The following is a 14122-nucleotide window of genomic DNA, read 5'->3' on the forward strand; positions in this document are numbered from 1 at the left end:
ACCACGAGGTAAGAACGACTCCAGCCGATCCCACTCCGCATTCGTCAGGTCACCACGTCCCATGCAGCCAGCCTGCCCCCAACGCCCCACTCACGCAGGGAGATCCGAGAAACAGCGCCTAGTACTGCAACGGTGCTTGCTGTGACTGATGACCAGGTCGGTCGTTGGTGTGGTTATGGGTGGGGACCTTGCTGATGTCAGGTCGTGGGCGGGTGAACTGGAGGCTGTGCATGAGCGGTTCGCGCACCGTTTCAGCAGGTCGGAGCCGCGTGAGTCGACACTGGCCTATATGCGGGGGCTGATCGCTCCACTGCAGCGGAAGAACGGCTGGACGCTGGCGGAGGAAGCCGGCCACGCGGGCCCGGACCGCATCCACCGGATGTTGAATCGGATTGAGTGGGACGCCGATGAGGTCCTCGACGATGTGCGTCAGTACGTGGTCGACAACCTCGGCGACCCCGGCGCCGTCCTGGTCGTGGACGACACGGGCTTCTTGAAGAAGGGGACGCGGTCGGCCGGGGTGCAGCGGCAGTACTCCGGCACCGCCGGACGCACGGAGAACTGCCAGGTCGGTGTCTTCCTCGCCTATGCCACTGAGCGCGGGCGGACATTGATCGACCGCCGTCTGTATCTGCCCACCTCCTGGACTGATGACCGCGACAGGTGCCGCCGGGCCGGCATCGACGACGAGGTTGGCTTCGAGACGAAGGTGGCCATGGCCAAGGCGATGGTCCGCCGCGCCATCACGGACAAGATCCCGTTTCGATGGGTGACCGCAGATGCCGCCTACGGCTTCTCCAAGGGCTGGCGCTCGGAGCTGGAGCGGGCGGACGTCTTCCACGTCATGGCCACCACCCGGCACGACACCGTGGTCACCCGCTGGGCGATCGACCATCCCGTCCACGACCTGTTCAACGGCCTTGCCCGGCAGAAATGGAAGCGCCGTTCCTGCGGCAGTGGGGCTCACGGCCTGCGGATCTACGACTGGGCACGTGTCGAGGTGCGGCCCTGGCACCGGCCCGACCGCCGCCACTGGGTGATCGCCCGCCGCAGCGTGGCCCGCCCGCAGGAGATCTCCTACTACATCGCCTACTGCCCCGCCGAGACCACGCTTGATGACCTGATCCGCATCGCGGGCAGCCGATGGGCCATCGAAGAATGCTTCCAGAGCGCGAAACAGGAGTGCGGCCTGGACGACTACCAGGTCCGCCGCTACCCCGGATGGCACCGCCACATGACGCTCGCCATGGCCGCCCACGCCTGCCTGACCGTCCTGCGAGCCCGCGAACTGGATGCCGGGAAAGCAGAAACGGATCCTCCCAGCTCATCCACCTCAGCCTCGCCGAGATACGACGGCTGATCACCCGCCTCACCAACCGCCGGCCCACACCCGTCGAGCACATCCTGCACTGGTCGACCTGGCGCCGACGACGCCAACACCAAGCCCGCACCAGCCACTACAGACGACGCGGACACATCCCCTGACCTGGCCATCAGTCACGGCAAGCACCGTTGCAGTACTAGGACCGTCCCCGGCACCCGACCGGCCCCGGACGGCGGCGTCTCGTCGCCTCCCGGGGCGGGCCCTGAGGTCGTCAGCGGTCGTCGTCCGGATGCCGCTCCGCCGTCGCGTACGGGTTCTCCTGACCGTCGGCGAGCACACCGACGAAGGGCTCGCCCTCGCCCGCGAAGGTGTACGCGCCCGCCTCCAGGCGGTCGATCAGGCCCTGGGTCCAGGCCGCGTCGGAGTCGGCCGTGTGCAGCCAGAGGTTCATGATCTCGCCGATGTGGCCGAGCTGCCCGGGGCCGTCCTCGGGGACGTAGTCCTCGGTGACCGCGGCCCGCCACCGCCCGATCCCTTCGATCCGCTCCCGGAGCAGCTCCAGCACCTCGGCGCGGGGCAGTTCGACCAGGAATCCGATGGCCGCCGACTGGATGTCCGTCTTCTGGTCGTAGGCGACCAGGGACTCGCGCAGCAGCCGGAAGAACTCCTCGTCGCCGCGGTCCGTGATCTCGTACTCGGTGCGCGGCGGACCGCCCGCCGTGGACGGCGCGATCTCGTGCGCGTGCAGCAGTCCCTGCCGGGCCATCTGCTTGAGAGCGTGGTAGATCGAGCCCGGCTTGGCGTGGGACCACTCGTGCGCGCCCCAGTACTCCAGGTCGTTGCGGATCTGGTAGCCGTGGGCCCGCCCGTGCTGGCGCACCGCGCCCAGTACGAGAAGACGGATCGCTGACATGCGGTCCAGGTTATGGCCGGGGAGCCGCCCGGACCGCCGCGGAGCCTTACGCCTGTCCGGCCTGCGCCAGTGCCACCAGCTCGAACGCGGTCTTCCCGTCCAGCGACTCGCGGATGATGTCGGCGTGGCCGGCGTGCCGGGCCGTCTCGCGGATCAGGTGCAGGCACAGCCAGCGCAGCGAGACACGGCCCTCCGGCGGAAACCAGGGGTCGGGCGGCAGCGGGAAGGTGTCGTCCAGGCTGGGCGCGGAGCGGATGTACTTCTCCGTCTCGGCGGCCACCTGCTCCCAGTACGCCAGCTGCGAGGCGACCGTCTCGTCACCGACCAGCTGGAAGGTCTCGTGCCAGTTCGTCTCGTCCCGCTGCACCCGCGGCGGCTCCTGCCTGGCCCGGGCCAGCCAGCCCTGCTCCACCTCGGCGACGTGCTTGAGCAGGCCGCCGAGGGACAGCTCGCTGGCGCTGGGCCGGGTACGGGCCTGCTCCTCGGTCAGCCCGAGCAGCGCCCGGCGGATTCCGCCGCGCTGTTCCTCGATGAACGCGAGAAGCGCTCCGCGCTCGTCGCCCTTCGCCTCCGCCGGAACGTGCATGACCATGGCACGCCGCCTTTCGTCTGGCTGTCCGCCGGGGCCGTTTCCCCGACATGGAAGACGCTACGGGCCATTGCGGTCAGCAGCTGTCCGCAATGGCCCGGCGCCTCGAAAAAGGCGACCAGAGGTGACTAGAACGGGAATCCGCTGCGGCCGTGCTGCACCGAGATCCACTTGACCGTGGTGAACGCCTCCAGCGTCGTCTCGCCGTTGAGGCGGCCGAGGCCGGAGTGCTTCTCGCCGCCGAAGGGCACGATCGGCTCGTCGTGGACGGTGCCGTCGTTCACGTGGAACATGCCGGTGTCGATCCGCTTGGCGAAGGCCACGCCCCGCTCGACGTCCCCCGTGTGGACCGCGCCGCTGAGGCCGTAGGGGGTGCCGTTGACGATCCCGACCGCCTCCTCCTCGCCGTCGAACGGGACGAGGAAGACGACCGGGCCGAAGACCTCCTGCTGGAGCAGCGCGGAGTCGGCGGGGATGCCGGTCAGCACGCTCGGCTCGACCAGGTTGTCGGTCGTGGTGCCGCGCACCAGGGCGGTGGCGCCCTCGGCGAGCGCCTGCTCGACGGTGCCGGAGATCGCGCCCGCCTGCGCGGAGTTGATCACCGGGCCGATCACGGTCTCCGGGTCCCGCGGGTCGCCGACCTTGAGGGTGCGGACCTTGGCGACGAACTTCTCGGTGAACTCCTCGGCGACAGAACGGTCCACCAGGACGCGGTTCGCGGCCATGCAGACCTGGCCCTGGTGCACGAACCGGCTGAAGACCGCCGCGTCCACCGCGTAGTCGATGTCGGCGTCGTCCAGCACCACCAGCGCGCTGTTGCCGCCCAGTTCGAGGACCGAGCGCTTGAAGTGCTTGGCACAGACGGTGGCGACATGCCGGCCGATCTTGTCGGAACCGGTGAAGGAGATGACCTTCGGGACCGGGTGCTCGATGAACGCGTCGCCGATCTCGGCGATGTCGGTGACGACGACGTTCAGCAGGCCGCCGGGCAGCCCGGCCTCCTCGAAGATCTTCGCGATCAGGGTGCCGCCGGCGATCGGGGTGTTCTGGTGCGGCTTGAGCACCACGCCGTTGCCCAGCGCGAGGGCCGGTGCGACCGACTTCAGCGACAGCAGGAAGGGGAAGTTGAAGGGGCTGATCACGCCCACGACGCCGACCGGCACGCGGTAGACGCGGTTCTCCTTGCCCTCGGTCGGGGAGGGCAGGATCTTCCCCTCGGGGCGCAGCGCGAGGTGGATCGACTCGCGCAGGAACTCCTTGGCCAGGTGCAGCTCGAAACCGGCCTTCACGCGCGTGCCGCCCAGTTCCGCGATGATCAGGTCGGCTATCTCCTGCTCGCGGTCCTCTATCCACCGCAGCGCCCGCTCGAAGACCGCGCGCCGGGTGTAGGGGTTGGTCTCGCCCCACTTCTTCTGGGCACGGGCGGCCGCCCGGTAGGCCTCGTCCACCTCGTCGACCGTGGCCACCGTGATCGAGGCCAGTTTCTCGTCGTCGTAGGGGTTGAAGTCGATGACGTCCCAGGAGCCCGTGCCCGGGCGCCACTCGCCGTCGATGTACTGCTGGGACAGGTCGGTGAACCAGGACGCCATGTCATCCCTCAATCGCTAGCGGACACCAGATCTACGCCGGGTCTGATCGGTTGTCATCGTACTTGCGACAGAAGGGAGTTGAGCAGATCGATCGGTCAGGAGAGTTGCAGGAGGCCGCGGAGCAGGTCCCGGCTCTCGTCCGGGCCGGGGCTGTCCTGCTGCAGTTCCTTCAGGGCCTGCTCGTACTGGGCGACGTCCTCGCGCTTGTCCAGGTAGAGGGCACTGGTCAGCTGCTCCAGGTAGACGACGTCGGACAGGTCCGCGTCGGGGAAGCTGAGGATGGTGAACGCGCCGCTCTCGCCGGAGTGCCCGCCGAAGCTGAACGGCATGACCTGCAGCCGCACGTTGGGCCGCTCGGAGATGTCGATCAGGTGCTGCAGCTGGCCGCGCATCACCTCGCGGTCCCCGTAGGGACGGCGCAGGGCGGCCTCGTCCAGGACGATGTGGAACTCGGGGGCGTTGTCGGCGAGAAGGTACTTCTGCCGCTCCAGGCGCAGCGCGACCCGGCGTTCGACGTCGGCGACGCTCGCGCCCTGCATGCCGCGCCGGACCACCACGCGGGCGTACTCCTCGGTCTGCAGCAGGCCGTGCACGAACTGCACCTCGTAGGCGCGGATCAGTGAGGCGGCGCCCTCCAGGCCGACGTAGGTGGGGAACCAGGTGGGCAGGACGTCGGTGTAACTGTGCCACCAGCCCGCCACGTTGGCCTCCCGGGCGAGGGAGAGCAGCGACTCGCGCTCCGCCTCGTCGGTGATGCCGTAGAGCGTCAGCAGGTCCTCGACGTCTCTGGTCTTGAAGCTCACCCGGCCCAGCTCCATCCGGCTGATCTTCGACTCGGAGGCGCGGATCGAGTAACCCGCCGCCTCACGCGTGATCCCGCGCGCTTCCCGCAGCCGCCTGAGTTGCGAGCCGAGCAGCATCCGCCGCACCACCGATCCGGGCTCTCCCGCGCTCACGTTCGCCAGCCTCCCCAACCGTCTTCAGGGGCCGAAGTCTGCCACTAAAACACTCCGAGCAGTACTCGTCCGGTTACGGAAACGGAAAGAGCTCGGCCGTTTCTGGCGCGTTGAGACCGGGAAGAGGTCCGGACCTCTGACAGGACCGTCAGGAAGATGGCAGAAAAAATGGCCAAGAAGCGGTACGGGCAGTGCCATTTCGGTCGCGTGCACGTGCATCTGCCCTTGCATCTGCTCTACGCATCCGAAACCATGGGAGCCGCGCCACCGCTGCATCGCAACGACCGCGAATTCCCGGGAGTGCCTCGCATGGGGACGAATGGATCGACCATGCTCAAGCCGTTACGGCAGGGCCTTCCGCCGCTGGATCCCGCGGCCGTGTCCGATGCCGCCTCGTGCGCCCTCCCCGCCCGCTACGAAGCGGTGCGCGAAGCCCGGCACTTCACCCGGGACACCCTGGACAAGTGGGACGTCGGAGATCACTTCGACGACATATGCCTCGTCGTCTCCGAGCTCGTCACCAACGCCCTGCGCCACGCCGTGCCGGCCGACCCGTGCCGTACCGACGAGCGTCACCCGTCGGTACGGCTGCACCTGATGCGCTGGACCGAGCGGCTGGTGTGCGCGGTGCGCGACCCGAGCCACGAGACGCCGGTCCCGCGGGACTCGGACGACTTCTCCGCCGAGTCGGGCCGCGGCCTCTTCCTGGTCGACTCCTTCGCCGACAGCTGGGGCTGGCACCCGCTGGCCGGCACGCTGGAGGGCAAGGTGGTCTGGGCGCTGTTCCGGCTCCGGACGGCCGGCTGATCCGGTGACGACGCCGCACGCAGGGGATGTCTACGCGCGTATATCCATCGCGGACACCGCCTGTGCGCCGGCGCCCGCCCGACATCGTTGCCACCCTCCGCGGCGGCCGGCGCCGACGCTCAGCTGGCGATCAGGTGGTCGAACTCCCCGTCCTTGATGCCGAGGAGCATCGCCTCGATCTCCGCACGCGTGTAGACGAGCGCGGGGCCGTCCGGGAAACGCGAGTTGCGTACGGCGACCTCGCCCCCCGGCAGCCGCGCGAACTCCACGCAGGAGCCCTGCGAGTTGCTGTGCCTGCTCTTCTGCCAGGCCACTCCGTCCAGCTGCGTGGCAGCCATGCCGTTGTACACGTCGTCGTACCCCCCGTACACGCCGTCAACGTCGCGGTCCACAGGTCGCTCCCCGGTGGTGCACTGGCTGGTGAGGCCATAGATGCTGTGGTCAACTGACCCGGATCATAGCTCTCTTCACGTGCAGGTGCATGAGCAAATGCACGTGCACGAGGGGTGTTCCCGTGGTTACAGCTTTGACGTGCCCTTTACCCGAGCCGCTCCAGCGCCTGCCCAAGAGCAGGCAGGACATGTCCCCTCCAGCCCCCGTTCATGATGGTGCGCGCCATCATCTGAGCCGGGTCGTCCGGATCGAATCCCTCGTGCACTAGGAAGAGACGCGTACCGCGCCCTTCGTGTTCCAGGGTCCAGGTGATGGTCCAGTCCGCGGGATTGGCCGGATCGGCGTCCGTCCAGCGGAGGGACAGCATCCGCTCGGTGTCGTAGGCGAGCACCCGCACCTCTACGACGCCGGAGAAGCGGGAGTTGGGACGGGGGACGGAAGTCATCCGGTACCGGTGGCCGACCCGGAGCCGGAAGTCCTCCGCGCCGGGCATCTGCCAGCGCGCGAGCAGTTCGGGGTCGGTCAGGGCCCGCCAGACCTTGGCGGGCGGGTGCGGAAAGAATTGGTCGACGCGGATCGTGGTGAGGTCGTCCTCGTCACCGCCGGCTGCCGGGCTCATGACTCGCCATCGTCGGGCATCCGGTCGAGCAGATCACCGAGGCCCCTCAGCCGGTCGCGCCAGAACCGCTCGTACGGATGGAGCCAGTCCTGCACCTCGGCGAGCGGGGCCGCCTCCAGGCGGTAGATCCGCTGCCGTCCGGAGCGCTGCTCGGAGACGAGGCCGGCCTCCCGGAGCACCCTGAGGTGTTCCGAGAGGCTGGGGCGGCGCATCTCGAAGTGGTCGGCCAGGGCCTGCACGGCCTGGGGCCCGCGCTCGCGCAGCAGCCGCAGCACCTCGCGGCGGGTGGCGTTGGCGAGCGCGGCGAAGACCCGGTCCTCGGCGGCGGTACCCGTCGCGTTCATGGTGCGGTCAGAAGCCTTCCTTCTCCGTCAGCAGCATCAGACCGTTGCCGTCGGGGTCCGTGAAGGAGGCCATCCGCCCCCAGGGGAGTTCGTCCGGCCCCTGCACCGGGACGCCTGCCGCGGCGAGCCGGGCGCAGTCCGCGTCGACGTCGGTCGTGACCAACATGATCCCCCGGGCGGACCCGGGCTCGAAACCGCCCATCCCCGGGCCCGAGAGGGTGAAGACGGTCTGCGCGCCCTCGGGGGCGACCTGCAGCCAGCGGCCCGGGGGCAGCTCCCGGTCGACGGTGACCTCGAAGCCGAGGACGTCGGTGTAGAAGCGCAGGGCCCGGTCCTGGTCGGTGACGGGGAGCGTGACGAAAGAGGCGTGCGTGATGGTCATGCCGGGAGGATAGGTAGGGAATCACCTACGCGTCAATCGTAGGAGAATTCCTACCTATGGGCCTCGCCTGCTGGAGCAGGGCAGCAATACCGACTCCCGCGCGTGTCTGAGGCCTGCGTCGGCTGCCGCTGCTGCTGGGCGGCCGGCCCGATGTGGCCGGTGTGCCCGTGCCCCGGCGGCTCGGGGGCTCGGGGCCCCGGCGGCTCGGCGGCTCGGCGGCTCGGCGGCTCGGCGGCTGGCGGCTCGGCGGCTCTTGCCGCGGTCGGAGGCGGACTTCCGCGGCGGGTCGGTGGTCGTCACGGCACTCTTTCCGGTGGTCCTGCCGGTGACTGCTGGTAGCTTGCGCTGCGGGCCGTCCGGCTCGGCGGCCGGCCGATACCGCTTGGGGGATTCCGGTGACGAGTGCGACTGCGAAAGTACGGAGCGCGGCCGTGGCCGCGGGACTGGTGGGCACGTTGGCGCTGACGGCGTGCAGCGGCGGCTCCGGGGACGGGGACGGTTCCTCGTCCGCTCCGAGCACGTCCACGGCCCCGTCCGGGGCGGCGTCCTCCCCGGACGCGAGCGGTGCCTCCGCCGACATCCAGGGCAGCTGGATCACCACCGTCGGCGGCAAGGTCGTGGCCCTGGTGATCAACGGGAAGCAGGCCGGGAGCTTCGAGACCGGCGGGGCCGTGTGCAACGGGACCGCCGGAGCCGAGAACGGCATGCAGATGATCCACCTGACCTGCGCCGACGGCAGCGAGAACCGCACCACCGGCATGGTCGACTCGGTCGACGGTACGACGCTGAAGGTGACCTGGTCGGGCAAGACCGGCCAGGAGACCTACACCAAGGCGGACGGCGGCAAGCTGCCGTCGGGCCTGCCGACAGCGCTGACTCGGTGAGACGGGGGCGGCGACGGGGGTAGCGGGACGGGTTGTCTTCCGTTCCGAGGAGTGAGGCCAGGGCGCGAGTGGTTCGTTCCGGAGGAGTGAGGCCGCGGCGCGAGTGGTTCGTTCCGGAGGAGTGAGGCCGCGGCGCGAGTGGTTCGTTCCGCGGTGGACGGGGTCCTCGGTGAAGGTGGTTCTTCCGGAGGGGCGGGCGAGCGGGGGCCGGGCGCAGGCGCCATGATGCAAGGGCACCGTCACCACCAGGACAGGGACCTGCCCATGCGCGTCATTCCGCTCACCGTCACCGCCCTCGCCGCCGCCCTGCTGCTGACCGCCTGCGACGACGGTGGCGGCAAGAACGGCGAGAACGCCGGCTCGGCCTGCGAGATCGGCGGGGTCTCCGTGGAGATCGGGTCGGCGAGCGTGGCCCCGGCCGCCGGGGACAGCGGCGAGATCCCGGTCAGCATCACCAACCAGAGCGCCTCCTGCACCCTGGACCACTTCCCCGGCGTCTCGCTGAACGCCGGCGACGGCGAGAAGGCCGTGCCCGTGCTCAAGGGGGCGAAGGCCCAGACGCTGAAGCTCGCCAAGGGCGACTCCGCGAGCTTCTCCATCAGCTACGTGCGCGGCAAGGACGGCGACAAGAACGCCGTGGCGGCGCAGACCGTGAAGATCACCCTGCCAGGCTCGGACACCAGCCGGAGCTTCCCGTGGAAGTACGGCCCGGTGGCCGGCAAGGCCGACGGGAGCGGGCCGGACGCTTCGGTGAGCGCCTTCCAGCAGGTCGGCGACTGACGCTCACTCCAGCCGCGGGCGTGCCCTGACCTGCGCCCGGTCCGCCGCGCGTGCGCCCTCGGTCCAGCCCGCCGCGTCACTGACACCGCGCAGCCGGGTCGTGGTGGTCTCCGGGAACATGCGCTCCAGCCGGCCGGTGACGGCCGTCTCGCGCGTGGCCAGCACCGGCAGCAGGTCCTGGGTCACCTGGGTCTCGGCGGCGGCCGCGAGGCGGTCGCCGACGCGGTGGGCGTAGGCGGCGAGGAACGACTGCCGGAAGGTCTTGGTCCGCTTGCGCCCGCCGGCCCGCTGGGCGGCTTCCGCCGCCGTCATCGCGTGCGTGGCCTGCACCAGCAGCGAGGTGTAGAGCAGCTCGACCGCCTCCAGGTCCGCCTCGAAGCCGACGACCGTGGAGAAGGCGAGCGGTTCGTTCCACACCGCCCGGCAGTGGTTCGCGGTGGCCACCGCGTCCAGCAGGACGGCCTTGGCCTGTTCGTACGGCGGCTCGACCCCCAAGCGACAGGCGCCGGGCGCGTCCGGCGCGGGTGCCTCGGCGGCGAGCAGCGCCTCGTCGACGCTGTGCCGGGCCATCAGCTCCTGCGCCTTGGCGCTGAGCGCCTCCGCCTCCTCCGGATAGCCGGTGGCCTCGGCCTTGGCGAGCAGCGCGCGGATGCGGGTGAGCATGCGGGAGGCGGCCGGGCCGGTGGCGCGGCGGGGCTCCTCCAGGGGCTCCAGGGCGGGCAGGCCCAGCAGCAGGCGGTACAGCTCCAGGACGGCCGTGGAGTGCGAGAAGCGGTCGGCGGTGCGCTCGGGGGCGGCGGGCAGCGCCGCCAGCTGGTCGGCCCAGCGGCGCCCGCGCGGGCGGTCCTGCCCGGCCTGCGCCCGGATCAGCGTGGCGGCCAGCCGGACGTGTGTGTCCTCCAGTTCGCGCCGCACCAGCCGTACGACGTCGGCGGGCTGCCAGCCGCGCCGCCAGGCCTGCGCGACGAAGTCCTCACCGCGCCGCGTGAGTTCGGTGTCGGCGGCCGGGTCGGCGGCGAGCAGGGAGGCGCCCGTGTCGAGGCCGGTGTCGGTGTCGTCGTAGAGGGCCGCCCGGAAGGCCCGCTCGACGGTGCTGGCGGTACTGGTCACACCGCCGATCGTGCCACGCGCCACCGACAGGGGGCGCGGGCCGTCCACAACCTGTGGACAGCGGTCCGGGCGCGGCGGCTGCTCGACGGAATCGGCGCGACGGCCCACGGACGGCGCCCCGGGCGGCAGCGGCGCCGCTGTCTCACTCCCCGGAATTTCGCCCGCGCGCGTGGGCGGGTGCCAAGCATGGCCGCATGATGGACGCTTCTCTCTACGCGGCGTTCCTGGTCGCCGCGTTCGCACTCTGCATCACTCCCGGGCCCGACATGATGTTCATCGTGGCGGTGGGCGGCCGGGGCGGCCCGCTGACCGGGGTGACGGCCGCCGCGGGGGTGGCCTGCGCGATGTTCGCGCACGCCGTCGCCGCGGCGCTCGGCCTGTCCGCGCTGTTTCTGACCCTGCCCGCGCTGTACCACGTGCTGCGCTGGGCCGGCGCGGCCTATCTCCTGTTCCTCGCGGTCAGGGCGTTCCGCGGCGAGGGCGGGCCGACCGGGGCGGGGCCGGTGCCCGGGAAGGGACGCCGGCGGGCCTTCTGGCGCGGTGCCGTCACCAATCTCCTCAACCCGAAGGTGATCCTCTTCAACGTCTCCTTCCTGCCGCAGTTCGTGAACCCGGACCTGGGACACGTACGGGAACAGTTCCTCGTGCTGGGCTGCACGATCACGGTGATGGGCCTCCTGGTGGACGGCTCGGTCGGGCTGCTCTCCGGCAAACTCGCCTCGCTGCTGCGGCGCAGCCGGCGAGTGGCGCGGGGCCTGGACTGCTTCAGCGGGACGGTGTTCGCCGGGCTCGCGGTACGGCTGGCCGCCACGCCCAAGTAGGCCGCAGGAGGACCCCGAACCGACCGGAGGAGGACAGGGCATGGACATTGTCAACCATCGGTTGACACTCCCTAAGTGACAACCTACGGTTGACATCATGGCGAGCAACCCGAACCCCACGGCATCCGTGCGCCTCGACGACCTCATCGAGGCCATCAAGAAGGTTCACCACGAACCCCTCGACCAGCTCCAGGACGCGGTGATCGCCGCCGACCACCTCGGCGACGTGGCCGATCACCTGATCGGCCACTTTGTCGACCAGGCCCGGCGCTCGGGCGCGTCCTGGACCGACATCGGCCGGAGCATGGGCGTGACCCGGCAGGCGGCACAGAAGCGGTTCGTGCCCAAGGAGTCCGCCGACCTCGACCCCAGCCAGGGCTTCAGCCGCTACACCCCGCGCGCGCGGAACGTGGTCATGGCCGCGCACAACGAGGCCGTGGCCGCCCGCAGCCCCGAAGGACGCCCCGCGCACCTGGTCCTCGGCCTGCTGACCGAGCCCGAGGGCCTGGCCGCGAAGGCGATCACCACCCAGGGCGTCCTCCTGGACGCCGTACGCCAGGCCGCGACCGCCGCGCTGCCGCCCGCCGCGGACGAGGTCCCCGACCTCGTCCCGTACGGCCCCGAGGCCAAGAAGGTCCTGGAACTCACCTTCCGCGAGGCCCTCCGGCTCGGCCACAACTACATCGGCACCGAGCACCTCCTGCTGGCCCTGCTGGAGCACGAGAACGGCCGGGGCGTCCTCAACGGCCTGGGCATCACCAAGGCGTCCACCGAGGAGCGGCTCGCCGAGATGTTCGCGCTGCTGCTGGAGGGCACGCCCGACACCGGCGGCACGCAGGAGCAGAGCCGCGACACCGACGGCACGCAGAAGTAGAGCCGCAGGTCAGGCGCATTGTCAGACCTCCCTGCCACACTCGCATGCATGACCGACCGGTGGGCGCTCGCACCGGCCGAGGACGGAGGCGTGGACGTCGCCCCCCTCGGCCCGGACGGGCTGCCCAGCGGGCCGGTGCGGCGGGAGAGCGATCTCGCCGGGGCGGTGCGGAGCCGCCCGGAGGTGACGCGCTGGGTGTGGCGGTCGACCGCCGAGGTCTATCCGCGTCTGCTCGCCACGGGGGTGCGAGTGGAGCGGTGCTACGACATCGAGGACGCCGAGACACTCCTGCTGGGCCACGAGGGGCGGTACGGCGAGCCACGCTCGGCCGCCGCCGCCCTGGCCCGCCTCCGGGGCGGCCCCGTCCCGCCCGACCCGCCGCAGCGGTCGGCCGAACCGGGCGCCCAGTCACCGCTGTTCGAGCCCGCCGGCATCCGCCTGCCCCTGCCGGACCTGCTCGCGGTCTACGCCGACCAGCTGCGCCGGCACGAGAAGGCCGCCCATCCCGACCGGATGCGGCTGCTGACTGCCGCCGAGTCGGCCGGGATGCTGGTGGCCGCCGAGATGAACCGCACGGGTCTGCCCTGGAGCACCGAGGTCCACCGCGAGCTGCTGCACACCCTGCTCGGCGAACGCTACGCGGGCGGCGGCGAGCCGCGCCGCCTCGCCGAGCTGGCCGACGAGGTGTCCGCCGCCTTCGGCCGGCGGGTGCGCCCCGATCTGCCCGCCGACGTGGTCAAGGCCTTCGCCCAGGCCGGGATCAAGGTGAAGTCCACCCGCCGCTGGGAGATCCGGTCCGTCGACCACCCGGCCGTCGAGCCGTTGCTGGAGTACAAGAAGCTGTACCGCATCTGGGTGGCGCACGGCTGGTCCTGGCTGCAGGACTGGGTGCGCGACGGCCGCTTCCGCCCCGAGTTCCTCGCCGGCGGCACGGTCACCGGGCGCTGGGTGACGAACGGCGGGGGCGGCCTGCAGATCCCCAAGGTGATCCGCCGGGCCGTCGTCGCCGACCCCGGCTGGCGGCTGGTGGTGGCCGACGCCGACCAGATGGAACCGCGCGTGCTGGCCGCGATCTCCCGCGACCCCGGCCTGATGGAGGTGGCGGCCCGCGAGAGCGACCTGTACCAGTCCGTCTCCGACCGCGCCTTCTCCGGCGACCGTGACCAGGCCAAGATCGCCGTGCTCGGCGCGGTCTACGGCCAGACGTCCGGCGACGGCCTGAAGAACCTCGCCGCGCTCCGCCGCCGCTTCCCGAAGGCCGTCGCCTACGTCGACGAGGCGGCCCGCGCGGGCGAGGAGGGCCGCCTGGTGCGCACCTGGCTGGGCCGCACCTGCCCGCCGGCCGCCGGTGCGGGCGAGGACGCGGCGGAGGAGGCGGGCATCCCAGTCGGCGAGGAGGAGCCGGAGGGCCAGACCGGCTGGGTCCCCGGATACGCCTCCACCAACTCCCGCGCGCGGGGCCGCTTCGCGCGCAACTTCGTCGTCCAGGGCAGCGCCGCCGACTGGGCGCTGCTGCTGCTCGCCGCGCTGCGCCGGACCTGCGCGGAACTCCGGGCCGAACTGGTCTTCTTCCAGCACGACGAGGTGATCGTGCACTGCCCCGCCGAGGAGGCCGACACCGTCGCCGGGGCCATCCGCGAGGCCGCCGCCCTGGCCGGCCGGCTGACCTTCGGCGAGACACCGGTGCGCTTCCCGTTCACGACGGCGGTGGTGGAGTGCTACGCCGACGCCAAGTGA

Annotated in this window: 16 protein-coding genes; 7 read left to right on the top strand and 9 right to left on the bottom strand. The window is 71.1% G+C overall.

All coding sequences use genetic code 11. From position 1 onward, the window contains the following. Positions 1–175 precede the first annotated feature (175 nt). Positions 176–1360 (top strand): IS701 family transposase, encoded by a 1185-nt coding sequence (locus tag FHS34_RS19890; RefSeq protein WP_184968070.1) that lies wholly within the window; start codon positions 176–178, stop codon positions 1358–1360. 235 nt (positions 1361–1595) lie between these two features. Here FHS34_RS19890 and FHS34_RS19895 read toward each other — a convergent pair whose 3' ends face one another. From FHS34_RS19895 to FHS34_RS19910, 4 genes are all read right to left on the bottom strand, one after another. After that, positions 1596–2237: a PadR family transcriptional regulator gene (locus FHS34_RS19895; RefSeq protein ID WP_184967254.1), complete on the bottom strand. Its 642-nt coding sequence runs from the start codon at positions 2235–2237 to the stop codon at positions 1596–1598. A 46-nt stretch (positions 2238–2283) separates the two neighbouring features. Continuing rightward, entirely contained in the window at positions 2284–2829 is a 546-nt protein-coding gene (locus FHS34_RS19900; RefSeq protein WP_184967256.1) for a DinB family protein, read from the bottom strand. A 125-nt stretch (positions 2830–2954) separates the two neighbouring features. Further along, positions 2955–4415, bottom strand: a complete 1461-nt coding sequence (locus FHS34_RS19905; protein WP_184967258.1) for an aldehyde dehydrogenase family protein — start codon at positions 4413–4415, stop codon at positions 2955–2957. 95 nt (positions 4416–4510) lie between these two features. Further along, positions 4511–5347 (bottom strand): Sco1979 family transcriptional regulator, encoded by an 837-nt coding sequence (locus tag FHS34_RS19910; RefSeq protein ID WP_505383587.1) that lies wholly within the window; start codon positions 5345–5347, stop codon positions 4511–4513. Between the two features lie 354 nt (positions 5348–5701). Here FHS34_RS19910 and FHS34_RS19915 point away from each other — a divergent pair, with 354 nt between their 5' ends. Continuing rightward, the gene (locus FHS34_RS19915) at positions 5702–6178 is read left to right on the top strand and encodes an ATP-binding protein (RefSeq protein WP_184967260.1); all 477 of its coding nucleotides are present in this window, start codon (positions 5702–5704) and stop codon (positions 6176–6178) included. 119 nt (positions 6179–6297) lie between these two features. On the opposite strand, the gene FHS34_RS19920 is transcribed toward FHS34_RS19915, so the two are convergent. The 4 genes from FHS34_RS19920 to FHS34_RS19935 all read right to left on the bottom strand — a co-directional run bounded on the left by FHS34_RS19920 (position 6298) and on the right by FHS34_RS19935 (position 7916). Then, positions 6298–6570 carry a DUF397 domain-containing protein gene (locus FHS34_RS19920; RefSeq protein WP_184967262.1) on the bottom strand — a complete coding sequence of 91 codons (273 nt, stop codon included), beginning with the start codon at positions 6568–6570 and terminating at the stop codon, positions 6298–6300. A 146-nt stretch (positions 6571–6716) separates the two neighbouring features. After that, positions 6717–7190 carry an SRPBCC family protein gene (locus FHS34_RS19925; RefSeq protein WP_184967264.1) on the bottom strand — a complete coding sequence of 158 codons (474 nt, stop codon included), beginning with the start codon at positions 7188–7190 and terminating at the stop codon, positions 6717–6719. Beyond that, a complete protein-coding gene (locus tag FHS34_RS19930; protein ID WP_184967266.1) occupies positions 7187–7534 on the bottom strand; it encodes an ArsR/SmtB family transcription factor in 348 nt (115 codons plus the stop codon). Before FHS34_RS19930 ends, FHS34_RS19925 begins: the two co-directional genes overlap by 4 nt. 7 nt (positions 7535–7541) lie before the next feature. Next, positions 7542–7916: a VOC family protein gene (locus FHS34_RS19935; protein WP_184967268.1), complete on the bottom strand. Its 375-nt coding sequence runs from the start codon at positions 7914–7916 to the stop codon at positions 7542–7544. Between the two features lie 431 nt (positions 7917–8347). On the opposite strand from FHS34_RS19935, the gene FHS34_RS19940 reads away from it, so the two are divergent. Further along, a complete protein-coding gene (locus tag FHS34_RS19940; RefSeq protein ID WP_225817470.1) occupies positions 8348–8800 on the top strand; it encodes a hypothetical protein in 453 nt (150 codons plus the stop codon). Between the two features lie 264 nt (positions 8801–9064). Then, positions 9065–9580: a DUF4232 domain-containing protein gene (locus FHS34_RS19945; RefSeq protein WP_184967273.1), complete on the top strand. Its 516-nt coding sequence runs from the start codon at positions 9065–9067 to the stop codon at positions 9578–9580. 3 nt (positions 9581–9583) lie between these two features. On the opposite strand, the gene FHS34_RS19950 is transcribed toward FHS34_RS19945, so the two are convergent. Continuing rightward, the gene (locus FHS34_RS19950; protein ID WP_184967275.1) at positions 9584–10690 is read right to left on the bottom strand and encodes a DUF2786 domain-containing protein; all 1107 of its coding nucleotides are present in this window, start codon (positions 10688–10690) and stop codon (positions 9584–9586) included. Positions 10691–10884: 194 nt separating this feature from the next. On the opposite strand from FHS34_RS19950, the gene FHS34_RS19955 reads away from it, so the two are divergent. The 3 genes from FHS34_RS19955 to FHS34_RS19965 all read left to right on the top strand — a co-directional run bounded on the left by FHS34_RS19955 (position 10885) and on the right by FHS34_RS19965 (position 14122). After that, positions 10885–11511, top strand: a complete 627-nt coding sequence (locus FHS34_RS19955; RefSeq protein WP_184967277.1) for a LysE family translocator — start codon at positions 10885–10887, stop codon at positions 11509–11511. A 97-nt stretch (positions 11512–11608) separates the two neighbouring features. Beyond that, on the top strand, positions 11609–12385 hold the full coding sequence (locus FHS34_RS19960; RefSeq protein WP_184967279.1) for a Clp protease N-terminal domain-containing protein: 777 nt from the start codon (positions 11609–11611) through the stop codon (positions 12383–12385). Between the two features lie 48 nt (positions 12386–12433). Further along, positions 12434–14122 carry a bifunctional 3'-5' exonuclease/DNA polymerase gene (locus FHS34_RS19965; RefSeq protein WP_184967282.1) on the top strand — a complete coding sequence of 563 codons (1689 nt, stop codon included), beginning with the start codon at positions 12434–12436 and terminating at the stop codon, positions 14120–14122.

This window comes from Streptomyces echinatus (assembly GCF_014203595.1).
Taxonomy (GTDB): domain Bacteria; phylum Actinomycetota; class Actinomycetes; order Streptomycetales; family Streptomycetaceae; genus Streptomyces; species Streptomyces echinatus.

What these genes read in the sequence shown, in the direction of transcription:
- FHS34_RS19890 (WP_184968070.1), top strand. Translation starts at nt 176, where the DNA reads ATGGGTGGGGACCTTGCTGATGTCAGGTCGTGGGCGGGTGAACTGGAG.
- FHS34_RS19895 (WP_184967254.1), bottom strand. Translation starts at nt 2,237, where the DNA reads ATGTCAGCGATCCGTCTTCTCGTACTGGGCGCGGTGCGCCAGCACGGG.
- FHS34_RS19900 (WP_184967256.1), bottom strand. Translation starts at nt 2,829, where the DNA reads ATGGTCATGCACGTTCCGGCGGAGGCGAAGGGCGACGAGCGCGGAGCG.
- FHS34_RS19905 (WP_184967258.1), bottom strand. Translation starts at nt 4,415, where the DNA reads ATGGCGTCCTGGTTCACCGACCTGTCCCAGCAGTACATCGACGGCGAG.
- FHS34_RS19915 (WP_184967260.1), top strand. Translation starts at nt 5,702, where the DNA reads ATGCTCAAGCCGTTACGGCAGGGCCTTCCGCCGCTGGATCCCGCGGCC.
- FHS34_RS19925 (WP_184967264.1), bottom strand. Translation starts at nt 7,190, where the DNA reads ATGAGCCCGGCAGCCGGCGGTGACGAGGACGACCTCACCACGATCCGC.
- FHS34_RS19930 (WP_184967266.1), bottom strand. Translation starts at nt 7,534, where the DNA reads ATGAACGCGACGGGTACCGCCGCCGAGGACCGGGTCTTCGCCGCGCTC.
- FHS34_RS19935 (WP_184967268.1), bottom strand. Translation starts at nt 7,916, where the DNA reads ATGACCATCACGCACGCCTCTTTCGTCACGCTCCCCGTCACCGACCAG.
- FHS34_RS19945 (WP_184967273.1), top strand. Translation starts at nt 9,065, where the DNA reads ATGCGCGTCATTCCGCTCACCGTCACCGCCCTCGCCGCCGCCCTGCTG.
- FHS34_RS19955 (WP_184967277.1), top strand. Translation starts at nt 10,885, where the DNA reads ATGATGGACGCTTCTCTCTACGCGGCGTTCCTGGTCGCCGCGTTCGCA.
- FHS34_RS19960 (WP_184967279.1), top strand. Translation starts at nt 11,609, where the DNA reads ATGGCGAGCAACCCGAACCCCACGGCATCCGTGCGCCTCGACGACCTC.
- FHS34_RS19965 (WP_184967282.1), top strand. Translation starts at nt 12,434, where the DNA reads ATGACCGACCGGTGGGCGCTCGCACCGGCCGAGGACGGAGGCGTGGAC.